The sequence below is a fragment of the Pseudomonas sp. GM21 genome, assembly GCF_000282215.1.
Taxonomy (GTDB): Bacteria; Pseudomonadota; Gammaproteobacteria; order Pseudomonadales; family Pseudomonadaceae; genus Aquipseudomonas.
Map to the genome: position 1 here is coordinate 1 of NZ_AKJS01000149.1, position 11,017 is coordinate 11,017.

The following is an 11,017-nucleotide window of genomic DNA, read 5'->3' on the forward strand; positions in this document are numbered from 1 at the left end:
CCTGCGTCGGCCGGTCCGCGCTGGGGCGTAGCAGTCGTGAAATCAAACGATGCGGTGTTTCAGGAAATCAGCGCGTTGAGGATTTACGACTGCTTCGCAGCCGGACGCAGGCTTCGCCAGCTGCTACAAAATTGTGTCGCTCCTTGAGTGGACAGCATTACCTGTTGGAGCCGGCTTGCCGGCGATGGCGTCCATTCAGTCAACGAAACGGTTGTCTGAACTGACGCTATCGCTGCGAGGCGGCGACGTTCGATTTGCACATAAATATCCACCATTCCCGCCCCACGCCATTTGCGCCATTGCATAAGCCATTTGGACGATGTGTCCCCCAAGCCTTGCGCCGACTATTCCCTCAGAGGCAGCGCCCATCTCGTTTGCCTCGCATGCCCTGGTGCGTGATAAAAACAAGAGGATCGGCCTTATGACTAGCCCTATGCACGTGTACCCCGAACAGGAGCGCTACTCATGCGCTCGGTGATCGGCTACGCCGTTTGTCTGGTGGTCGCCTTGACCATTGGCTACACCTTTTCCCCAAAATCTCCACCGCAGGTCGAGCTGTTGGCCACGCGTCCAGATCGGGTGCAGATCAACGGCCTGCTCAATCTTGGCTCACGGGTGATAGCCGTGGGCGAGCGGGGCAGCATCCTGCTCAGTGATGATGAGGGCGTCAGCTGGCAGCCAGCCGCAGTCGGCATACAACGTAACGCCACCCTGACTGCCTTGGTGGCGCTGGACGACAAGCGTTTGCTGGCGGTCGGGCATGACGGCTGGATTCTGCGCTCTGTGGACTCAGGTAGCAGTTGGCAGGAAATGCGCCACGACAGCGATCTGGGCGAACCGCTGCTGGGCATCTGGACCGGTGGTGGCGACAACGTCTTGGCTTTCGGCAGCTTCGGTAAGTTCTATCAATCCGTTGATGCCGGGCAGACCTGGACTCCGCAGTCCCTGGACATCGATAACGCACACCTGAACAGCATGGCCGGTGGCGCAGATGACCGCCGCATGATGGTGGGCGAACAGGGCCTGGTATTGCGTACGGCCGACAACGGCCAGCACTGGCAGACCTTGCCTGCGTTCTACAGCGGCTCGTTGTTCGGCATCGTGCGCCTGAACGCGAATAACTGGGTGACCTACGGCATGCGCGGCCATGTTTTCGTCAGCCATGACTTCGGCGACAGCTGGACCCGGATCAACGTGGGTAACCAACTGCCTTTGTATGGCCATGTATTGCTGCCCGATCACTCGGGACTGGTGATCGTCGGTGCCGGCAGCTCGGTGGTACGTCTGGATGCACAGGGCGCGTTGGTCGGCGTCGGACGCCTGGCCGGGCTCGGTACGTTGACCTCGGCGACGATGGTTGGCCCGCGTCTGCTGGTGGGTGGCGAGCGCGGTGTTTTGCAGGGTTCAGCTGGCAGCGTCGCTGCCTTAATGGCCACACAGGCCACCCAGTAAATGAGAGGCAGGCAATGAATCAGGGTAAACACTGGGTGACGCGCTGCGTCGAAACGTGTGCGGACCACTTGATGGCCTGGCGCAAGGGACTGCTGTTGCTGTTTGTTCTGGTGACGCTGGGCCTGGGCTACAGTGCCACCCACACGCAACTGGATCCGGGATTCAACAAACAGATCCCCGTGCGTCATGAATACATGGTCAATTTTCTCAAGTTCAGCCGCTACTTCACCGGCGCCAACCGCTTCCTGGTCAGCGTACGCTGGAAAGGCGAGGGTGATATCTATAACGCCGAGTACCTCGAGACCCTGCGTAAAGTCACCGACGACGTGTTTTTCATCTCTGGAGTCAGTCGCCCCAGTGTGACGTCGCTGTTTACCGCCAACGTGCGCTACATCGAAATTACCGAGGAAGGTTTCTTTGGCGATGTGGTGGTGCCGCCGCGCTTTAGCGGCACCTCTGAGGACCTGGCGCAGGTGCGCAGCAACACGGCAGCTTCCGGGCAGGTCGGTCGCCTGGTGGCCAATGACCTCAAATCGGCCATGGTCCGCGCCGACCTGCAGGACATCGATCCAAAGACCGGCCAGCCGGTGTCCTATGTCGACATCGCCCAGCGCCTCGAAGACATCCGCGCCAAGTACAATAGTCCCGATATCGACATCAACATCGTTGGCTTCGCCAAACTGGTGGGTGATGTGGTCGAAGGGTTGAACACGGTGATCGGCTTCTTTGTTGTGGCCTTCGTGATCACCGGGTTGCTGCTGTGGCTGTATTCGCGCTCCTTGCGCCTGACGGTGGTGGCGCTGGTTGTCGCGTTGCTGCCGGTGGTCTGGTTGCTTGGCCTGTTGCCGCTGCTGGGCTTGGGCATCGATCCGATGTCGATCCTGGTACCGTTCCTGATCTTCTCCATCGGCGTGTCCCATGCGGTGCAGATGACCAACGCCTGGAAACAAGACGTGCTGGCCGGTAGCACGTCGAAGGAGGCAGCGCGTTCGGCGTTCTGCAAGATCTTCATCCCCGGTTCTCTGGCCTTGCTGATGAACGCCCTGGGTTTCGCGGTAATCATGCTGATCGATATTCCCATCGTCCACGAACTGGGGGTGACCGCGTGCATCGGCGTGATGTTGATGATCATCACCAACAAATTGATGTTGCCGGTCATCATTTCCTACCTGCGGTTGGAGCCTGGGTTATTGCGCCGGGCGCAATCCCGACCCGCGGGCAAGCACCGTCTGTGGTGGCGCTTGTCGGCACTTGCCGAACCGGGGCCGGCCTTGGGCGTTTTTGCGATCAGCCTGTTACTGCTGTTGGCCGGGGCCTACAAGGCTCGCGACCTGGCAGTGGGGGATATCGGCGCGGGTGCACCGGAGCTGCGGGCCGATTCGCGCTACAACCAGGACAACGCCAACATCATCAGCAGCTACTCCATCGGGCTGGATGTGATGTCGGTGTTCGTCCAGGTCAAGGGTGTCGAAGAAGGTTGCTTGTCGCCTGCGGTGATGCGCGCGGTGGAAGCCTTCGATTTCCGCATGCGCACGGTCTCCGGTGTGCAGTCGATTCAGAGCGTGGCGGACATGGGCAAGCGGGTGATCGCTGGCAACAACGAAGGCAATCCGCGCTGGGCGGCGATTCCGGGATCACCTCGTGGCCTGAGTCAGGGTGCGCGGGCCTATATGCCGGATGACGGTCTGGTCACCGACGGCTGCCAGCAAATGCAGATTCTGGTGTTCCTTGCCGACCACGAAGGCAGCACCGTCAGCCATGCAATCGCTGAAGCCAGGCGGATCATTGCCGAAGTCAGCTCGCCGCAAGTCGAATTCCTCCTGGCCGGTGGCAACGTGGGGGTGATGGCGGCCTCCAACGAGGCGGTCAAGCGCGCTGAAGTGATCATGCTCGGGGCGCTATTCGGATCAGTGGCGTTGTTTTGCTGGCTTACCTTCTTGTCGATCCGCGCGGTGCTGTGCATTCTGGTGCCGCTGGCGATTGTCGCGATTCTGTGCAACGCACTGATGACCATGCTCGGGATCGGCCTGAAGGTCGCCACCTTGCCGGTGATGGCGCTGGGGGTAGGGGTGGGCGTCGACTACGGCATTTACCTGTACGAACGTATTCAGCACGAAATGCTGCGCGGATCCAATCTGCGCGAGGCGTTCTACCAGGCCATGTGCCAACGCGGTACGGCCGCGGTATTTACGGCCGTGACCATGTCCATTGGCGTCTGCACCTGGGCGTTCGCACCGCTGAAGTTCCAGGCTGACATGGGGGTGTTGTTGTCGTTCATGTTCCTGGTCAATGTGCTGGGGGCGATTTTTCTCCTGCCGGCGCTGGCCGCCTGGTTCAATCGCGGGCAACCGTTGGTTGCCGATCGGGTGCGCCAGCCGGTGCCTGCACAAGGGCAGTTCCGCCTGAAAAACAGCCCGGCGGCGCGTGATCCCGGTAGCGAAAAATAAACCTGTCGGACCTATTGTGGAGTCCGCAGGCACTAGGGAAACTGGCTGGCAAATAGCAGTCGAGTGGGGGGGAGCCCAGGTTCCCCCAGCCGAAATTATAAAAATAACAAGGGAAGGGCGCAGTCCTTACCCGAGCGAGATAAGACTATGCAAAATGGTGTCTTGACCCATGAAGCCCTGGCCAGCCTTGGCCTCGACCTCACGCGCTACAACCAGTTGGTGGGCGAAATCTATGAAGGCGCCCTCGATCCGAAACAGATGGCCCAGGCCCTCAGAAGCTTTCTCAAGCTCTACGATGCCAACTACGTCACCTTGATCCTGCGGGTGCCGGATCAACCCGATACCGGCGTGATGATCATCGTCGGCGACATCGAAGGTGCCGGTGATGTCTGCTACATGACCTACCCGCAAACCAATTCGCCTTTCTCCAATCAGCCGCTGGACCATGTGTTCACCGTGGACGACCTCATGAGCACCACGCAATGGGAGCAGAACGGTTACTACAAGATGTTCTGCGAGCCCTATGACGTGTACCACCTGATGTGCGCCGATATTTCCACCCCGGACGGCGGCAAACTGCGCTTTCGCATGACACGCCCCAAACGGGCCCCCAACTTCACTGCGCACGAGCGGGCGGTATGCGCCAGTTTCCTGCCTCACCTGCGACTTGCCTCGCAACTGCATAACCTGCGAGACCGCAGCGAATCGCTGAGCGAGTTGTACTCCCAGGCCATCAGCCGGTTATCGGTGGCGACCCTGGTGCTCGACGAGAGCGGCAGCGTGTTGCAGATCAATCCGGTGGCCCAGGAAATCCTTTCCCGTTCCGATGGCCTGAAATTGGTGGGCGGGCGCCTGGAGGCGACGTATCCCAGCGACAACCGTGAACTGCAACGCCTGATTCGTGGCGCGTTCTGTCCGGATGCACCGAAAAGCGCCGAGGCCATGTCGGTGACGCGGCCGTCCGGTCTGGTCAACCTTGGTGTGGTGGTCGAATCGATTCCGTCCCTGGACTGGGCCGAGGAGAAGGGCCAACCGGCGGCGTTGGTGTACATCCGTGATGCATCGAGCAAATCCTTGGCCAGTGAAGTGGTGACCAAGCAGTTGTTCAACCTGACCAAGGCCGAAACCGCCCTGGCCATGGAACTCGCCAACGGCCTGTCTCTGGAGGAAGCTGCCGAGGTGCTCAATATCCGGCGTAACACCGCGCGGGCACACTTGCGCTCGATCTTTTCAAAGACCGGTGTAAGGCGCCAGACCGAACTGGTGCGCATCATGCTTAACAGCGTGGTGGCCTTGGGTAAGCCGCAACTCGCGTTGAAGGTGGCCGAAAAAATCAAGGTGCCGCCACTGCGACTGGCCGTGCCGATCTATCGCCAGGCCTGATCCCGCAGACCCGTCGCCGGGCCATCCGCTGCCCGGCGTAGTGGTCATTGACGCAGCACATTTTTAGTCCGCACGGACGATGCCGTCCCGTGATCGCCCTGTCGATACTGGGCGAACCTATCACGGAGAACCACAATGCCTATAACAGCCATCACCGGCAGCGCCTCGGGAATCGGCGCCGCCGTATCCGCCGCCCTGCGCACCGCCGGGCATCAGGTCATCGGGATCGATCGCAGCAACGCCGAAGTGATCGCTGACCTGTCGACTGCCCATGGACGCGACGCGGCCATCGCGCAAGTGCTTGAACTCAGTGGCGGGGTCCTCGACGGACTGATCTGCTGCGCCGGGGTCGGTGTCACGGCGCCGAGCTGCGGCCTGATTCTGGCGGTCAATTACTTCGGCGTCAGCCAGTTGCTCGACGGCCTGCAAGGGGCGTTGATCAAGGGCCAACAACCGGCGGCGCTGGTGATCGGCTCAGTGGCGGCGACTCATTCGGGCCCCGAGGGCCAGTCGATGACGCAAGCGATGATCGCCGGTGATGAGGCCCGGGCGCTGGAATTGGCCAACACCCTCGGCCAGCCTCACGTCGCCTATGCCGCTTCCAAATATGCCATCAGCCAGCATGTACGCAGCCTGGCGGTGAACTGGGGCAAGCTGGGCCTGCGTTTGAACGTGGTGGCGCCGGGTGCGGTAGAAACCCCGCTGCACCAGGCGTCGCTGGACGATGCACGTTTTGGCCAGGCAACCCGCGATTTCGTCGCACCCCTGGGCCGCTCTGGTCACCCTGATGAGATCGCCGCGGTGGTAGCCTTCCTGCAATCGTCGCAGGCATCGTTTATCCATGGCAGCGTCGTGTTCGTCGATGGCGGCATGGACGCCATGGTCCGCGCCTCGCGCTTCTAAAAGGAACTCCCATGAACAAAGTGGCATTCATCACCGGCGCCAGCCGGGGTATTGGCCGCGAGGCGGCGCTGGCGTTTGCCCGCGCCGGTTTCGACCTGGCGATCAGCGCCCGTACCCTCAACGAGGGAGAACAACATGAACATGCCCTGCGCGACGCCGCTGGGGCACCGCTGGCCGGCAGCCTCAACAGCACAGCGCAGGCGTTGCGCGAGCTCGGTTGCCGAGTGCTCGTCGTGCCGATGGACCTGCTCGACAGCGACTCGGCCTTGAACGCCTGCCAGGCGGTGCTGGCCGAGTACGGGCGCATCGACGTGCTGATCAACAACGCGATCTACCAGGGCAGTGATCTCAATGCGGGGTTCATGGACCTGCAAGCTCAGACCCTGGAGCGGATGTTCCAGGGCTACATCCTCACACCGTTCCTGCTGACTCGTGCGGTTGCCGAACACATGGTGGCGCGTGGTGGCGGGGTGGTGATCAATGTGACCTCCGGTGCCGGGGAAAGCGACCCACCGGTAGCAGCGGGCAAGGGAGGATGGGGTTATGCCTATGGCGCGGGCAAAGCTGCGGTGTCGCGACTGTCCGGGGTGCTGAGCACGGAACTGGGCGAGGCCGGTGTGCGCGCTTATACCCTCAATCCGGGCGTAGTCACCACCGAAGCCCTCAAGGCCACCATCGGCGATAAAGGCCTGATCGCGCTGCGCGCCGGCAGCGCTCCACCCCATGTACCAGCGGCGGTGATGTTGTGGCTGGCCACTGCCGAACAGGCACCGGCGTTTCAACGCCGGACCATCGCTGCGCAGCCGTTTGCGTTGGAGCACGGCATCGTCGCCGATTGGCGTTAAAACCTATTCCATTGATACCAATCAGGAGTGGGAGCGAGCCTGCTCGCGATGGGGGTATCCAGTCGCCAACAATGTTGACTGGTCTACCGCCATCGCGAGCAGGCTCGCTCCCACAGGGGCAGTGTGGTCTTACGCCTGCCGCCGCTGACGGGCGAGGGTCATGGCAGTGTCTTCGATCATGTCTTCCTGACCACCGACCATGCCGCGACGGCCCATTTCAACGAGGATCTCCCGGGCCGACACGCCGTATTTTTTCTCGGCACGTTTAGCGAACAGCAGGAACGAGCCATACACCCCGGCGTAGCCCATGGTCAGGGCATCGCGGTCGCTGCGGATCGGGAAGTCCATGATCGGCACGACAAGGTCTTCGGCCACGTCCTGGATGCCGAACACGCTGACACCCGTCTCGATACCCATGCGGTCACACACCGCCACCAGTACTTCCATTGGTGTGTTCCCAGCTCCAGCACCAAGGCCCGCGCAGGCGGCGTCGATACGGTTTGCCCCGGCGGCAATCGCGGCGATCGAGTTGGAAACGCCCATCGACAGATTGTGGTGGCCATGAAAACCGATCTCGGTCTCTGGCTTGAGGGCCGCACGCATCGCCGCCACACGGGCACTGACGTCATGGGGCAGCAAGTAGCCCGCCGAGTCGGTCAGGTAGATGCAGTTGGCGCCGTAGCTTTCCATCAGCAAACCTTGCTTGACCAGACCTTCGGGGCTGTTCATGTGGGCCATCATCAAGAAACCGACGGTATCCATGCCCAGGCCCCGGGCGTGGGAAATGTGCTGCTCGCTGACATCGGCCTCGGTGCAATGGGTGGCCACCCGAATGGTGTTGACCCCCAGCTCATAGGCCATTTTCAGATGATCGACGGTGCCGATGCCCGGAAGCAGCAGAGCCGAGACCTTGGCCTTTTTCATCAACGGGATCACCGCCGACAAATACTCCTCGTCGGTGTGGGCCGGGAAGCCATAGTTCACCGAACTGCCGCCCAGGCCGTCACCGTGGGTGACTTCGATCAGCGGTACGCCGGCCGCGTCGAGGCCGCAGGCGATGTCCTTCATCTGTTGCAAGCTGATCTGGTGACGCTTGGGGTGCATGCCGTCGCGCAGGCACATGTCGTGAACGGTAATGCTTTTGCCGTGAAGATCCATGGTCGACTCCTTATGCGTGGGCGGTTTGGGCGGTGGCTTGCAGAACCAGTTCGCCCTTGAGAATTTCCTCGGCAAACATCTCGGCGGTGCGGGCCGCTGCGGCAGTCATGATGTCGAGGTTGCCGGCGTACTTGGGCAGGTAGTCGCCCAGGCCTTCGACCTCCATGAAAATTGACACCCGATTCCCGTCGAACACCGGGCCATTGACCAACTTGTAGCCGGGCACGTAGCGCTGCACTTGCTCGATCATTGCCTCAATGGCCGCGGTGATCGCCGGCTGGTCGGGCTCGCTGGCGGTCAGGCAATGCACGGTGTCGCGCATGATCAGCGGTGGTTCGGCGGGGTTGATAATGATGATCGCCTTGCCTTTCTTCGCGCCGCCGATCTTTTCCACTGCGCTGGAGGTGGTGCGGGTGAATTCGTCGATATTTTTTCGGGTGCCGGGGCCGACTGATTTGGAAGCGGCGGTGGCAATGATTTCGGCGTATTCCACCGGCTGCACGCTGGATACCGCCGCCACCAGCGGAATGGTGGCCTGGCCGCCGCAGGTGACCATGTTGACGTTCATCACACCCAGGCCCAGTTGAGCCTTGAGGTTGACCGGCGGTACGCAATACGGGCCGATGGCCGCCGGGGTGAGGTCGATCATCAACACGCCCAGGGCATTGAGCTTGCGCGAGTTCTGCGCGTGCACATAGGCCGAGGTAGCGTCGAAGGCGATCTGGATCTTGTCTTCGAGGACATGGGGAAGCAATCCGTCGACACCGTCTGCGGTGGTCTTCAGGCCCAGTTCGCGAGCCCGCGAAAGGCCTTCGGAGGTGGCGTCGATGCCGACCATCCACACCGGTTCCAGCACTTCACTGCGCATCAGTTTGTACAACAGATCGGTGCCGATGTTGCCCGGCCCGATCAGCGCGCATTTGATCTTTTTGCTCATGGTCTTTGGCTCCAGGGAGGGAGAAAGGGAGGGGAATGAAGGGTGATCAAGGGATGAAGCGCAGGCTGGCTTCGCCCAAGCCACTCATGGACAGACTGATTTGGTCACCGGCGACTACTGGTACCAGCGGCGCCAGGGCACCGGAGAGAATGATCTCGCCACGGCGGAACGGGATGCCCAGCTCGCCCAGGGTATTGGCCAGCCAGGCTACGGCCGCGCAGGGATGTCCTTGCACCGCCGAGCCCAGTCCGGAGCCTGCCGGCTGGCCGTTTTTCAGCATTTGCATGTGCACGGCAGCCAGGTCCAGTGAGCGAGGGTCGATACGCTGGGTGCCGAGTGCGAACACGCCACAAGACGCGTTGTCGGCCACGGTGTCCTGGATACGGATCTGCCAGTCATCGATTCGCGAATCGACGATCTCGAAGCACGGCACGACCCATTGGCTGGCGGCCAGTACATCCTCGGCGCTGATGCCCGGGCCTTGTAAGTCTTCGCCGAGGATAAAGGCGATTTCGCCTTCGGCCCGTGGCTGGATCAGGTTATAGCGGGCCAGGCTGACATCGCAGCCGTCCTCGACTTGCATGGCATTGGTGAGGAAACCGAAGTCCGGTTGGTGGACGTCCAGCATTTCCTGCACGGCGCGGCTGGTCACCCCGATTTTCTTGCCAATCACCTGCTCGCCAAGGGCTTCGCGGCGTTGCAGGAAGCGCAGGGAAATCCGATAGGCCTGTTCCAGGGTGATCTGTGGATAGCGCCGGGTCAGGGGCGCCAGGGTCTGACGGCTGCGCAAGGCGTTGAACAGTTCGTCACCGAGCGTGTTAATCAAATGAGCGTCCATGGCAGGGCTCCAATCAGGTGGGGGAAAAAAAGCCCGCCCCAACGTCATCAGGACGGGCCCAAAGAAGGCGTTCAGCCCGGCCAGACCGACGAGTCGGCGCCACCATCCACATCGATAACCTTGCCGGTAACCCAGGCCGAAGCGGGGCTGGCGAGGTACAGCGCGGCGGCGGCGATGTCTTGCGGGGTGCCCAGGCATTTGAGCGGGGTGTTGGCTTCCATGACCTCGCGCATGGCGGTCGGCATCACGCCGTTCAGCGCTTCGGTCAGGGTCGGGCCCGGTGCGACGGCGTTGACCCGGACCTGCGGCGCAAAGTCCTGAGCCAGCAAACGGGTCAGATGGCTGAGAGCGGCCTTGGCTGTGCCGTAGGCGCTGAAATGGCGCTGGGCATAGCGTGCCGCCACCGAGCTGATATTGATGATGTTGCCGCCACCTGCCTCGCGCATCAGCGGCACACACAATTGGCAGAAGGCGTAGCTGGTGGCGACGTTGAAGGTCAGTACCTGGGAGAACTGCTCGGGCGTCATCGCCAGCGGATCGTTCGGACCGCCACCGCCGACATTGTTCACCAGATGTGTGATACGACCCATTTGCTCTACGCTTTGACGCACCAGCGCGTGGCGCTGCTCGGCGTCGTTGACGTCACAAGCGAACGCCAGCGCGCGTCGTCCCAGGCCGCGAACTTCTTCGGCCACTGCCTGAACCTCGTCCAGCGACCGCGCCGAGCACACCACATCGGCACCGGCTTCGGCATACGCCAAGGCGATCGCGCGACCGATTCCCCGGCCGCTGCCGGTGACGATGGCGACGCTGCCGTGCATCTGGAAACGCTGCAAAATACTCATGGGCCCTTGCTCCGTGGGGTCGACTTTGGATGCGTTTACTATCGCTGCGGTGATCTGGTTGGGCATCGTCTCAACGGACTAGCGGGGGGGGGCGGTGTGTACATATCCGTTTCTTCGGTAACGGCGGCTTATGGTTCCGCTCTTACAGCGGGTCACTTGGAAAAGCCCCAAGTAACCAAGGGCTCTTGCCCCTTTCGTTCGGTGCCTCG

General features: G+C 61.7%; 9 protein-coding genes. 5 read left to right on the forward strand and 4 right to left on the reverse strand.

From position 1 onward, the window contains the following. The first annotated feature begins 465 nt into the window (after window positions 1–465). The 5 genes from PMI22_RS05150 (at window position 466) to PMI22_RS05130 (ending at window position 7,030) form a co-directional block, all read left to right on the forward strand. Window positions 466–1,452, forward strand: a complete 987-nt coding sequence (locus PMI22_RS05150; protein WP_007948255.1) for a WD40/YVTN/BNR-like repeat-containing protein — start codon at window positions 466–468, stop codon at window positions 1,450–1,452. A 14-nt stretch (window positions 1,453–1,466) separates the two neighbouring features. Continuing rightward, the gene (locus PMI22_RS05145) at window positions 1,467–3,899 is read left to right on the forward strand and encodes an efflux RND transporter permease subunit (RefSeq protein WP_007948256.1); all 2,433 of its coding nucleotides are present in this window, start codon (window positions 1,467–1,469) and stop codon (window positions 3,897–3,899) included. 147 nt (window positions 3,900–4,046) lie between these two features. After that, window positions 4,047–5,282 (forward strand): helix-turn-helix transcriptional regulator, encoded by a 1,236-nt coding sequence (locus PMI22_RS05140; protein WP_007948257.1) that lies wholly within the window; start codon window positions 4,047–4,049, stop codon window positions 5,280–5,282. Window positions 5,283–5,417: 135 nt separating this feature from the next. Next, window positions 5,418–6,185, forward strand: a complete 768-nt coding sequence (locus PMI22_RS05135; RefSeq protein ID WP_007948258.1) for an SDR family oxidoreductase — start codon at window positions 5,418–5,420, stop codon at window positions 6,183–6,185. A gap of 11 nt (window positions 6,186–6,196) precedes the next feature. Continuing rightward, window positions 6,197–7,030, forward strand: a complete 834-nt coding sequence (locus PMI22_RS05130) for an SDR family NAD(P)-dependent oxidoreductase (protein ID WP_007948259.1) — start codon at window positions 6,197–6,199, stop codon at window positions 7,028–7,030. 129 nt (window positions 7,031–7,159) lie between these two features. Here PMI22_RS05130 and dmpG read toward each other — a convergent pair whose 3' ends face one another. The 4 genes from dmpG to PMI22_RS05110 form a co-directional block, all read right to left on the reverse strand. Further along, a complete protein-coding gene (gene dmpG / locus PMI22_RS05125) occupies window positions 7,160–8,188 on the reverse strand; it encodes a 4-hydroxy-2-oxovalerate aldolase (RefSeq protein ID WP_007948260.1) in 1,029 nt (342 codons plus the stop codon). A 10-nt stretch (window positions 8,189–8,198) separates the two neighbouring features. Then, entirely contained in the window at window positions 8,199–9,125 is a 927-nt protein-coding gene (locus PMI22_RS05120) for an acetaldehyde dehydrogenase (acetylating) (protein ID WP_007948262.1), read from the reverse strand. Window positions 9,126–9,171: 46 nt separating this feature from the next. Then, on the reverse strand, window positions 9,172–9,963 hold the full coding sequence (locus PMI22_RS05115; RefSeq protein WP_007948263.1) for a fumarylacetoacetate hydrolase family protein: 792 nt from the start codon (window positions 9,961–9,963) through the stop codon (window positions 9,172–9,174). 71 nt (window positions 9,964–10,034) lie between these two features. Beyond that, window positions 10,035–10,808, reverse strand: coding sequence for a glucose 1-dehydrogenase (locus PMI22_RS05110; RefSeq protein ID WP_007948264.1), 774 nt, complete (start codon window positions 10,806–10,808; stop codon window positions 10,035–10,037). Between the last annotated feature and the right edge of the window lie 209 nt (window positions 10,809–11,017).

Bases quoted from the DNA above. Each gene is read 5' to 3' on its own strand.
- PMI22_RS05150 (WP_007948255.1), top strand. From the start codon at position 466: ATGCGCTCGGTGATCGGCTACGCCGTTTGTCTGGTGGTCGCCTTGACC.
- PMI22_RS05145 (WP_007948256.1), top strand. From the start codon at position 1,467: ATGAATCAGGGTAAACACTGGGTGACGCGCTGCGTCGAAACGTGTGCG.
- PMI22_RS05140 (WP_007948257.1), top strand. From the start codon at position 4,047: ATGCAAAATGGTGTCTTGACCCATGAAGCCCTGGCCAGCCTTGGCCTC.
- PMI22_RS05135 (WP_007948258.1), top strand. From the start codon at position 5,418: ATGCCTATAACAGCCATCACCGGCAGCGCCTCGGGAATCGGCGCCGCC.
- PMI22_RS05130 (WP_007948259.1), top strand. From the start codon at position 6,197: ATGAACAAAGTGGCATTCATCACCGGCGCCAGCCGGGGTATTGGCCGC.
- dmpG (WP_007948260.1), bottom strand. From the start codon at position 8,188: ATGGATCTTCACGGCAAAAGCATTACCGTTCACGACATGTGCCTGCGC.
- PMI22_RS05120 (WP_007948262.1), bottom strand. From the start codon at position 9,125: ATGAGCAAAAAGATCAAATGCGCGCTGATCGGGCCGGGCAACATCGGC.
- PMI22_RS05115 (WP_007948263.1), bottom strand. From the start codon at position 9,963: ATGGACGCTCATTTGATTAACACGCTCGGTGACGAACTGTTCAACGCC.
- PMI22_RS05110 (WP_007948264.1), bottom strand. From the start codon at position 10,808: ATGAGTATTTTGCAGCGTTTCCAGATGCACGGCAGCGTCGCCATCGTC.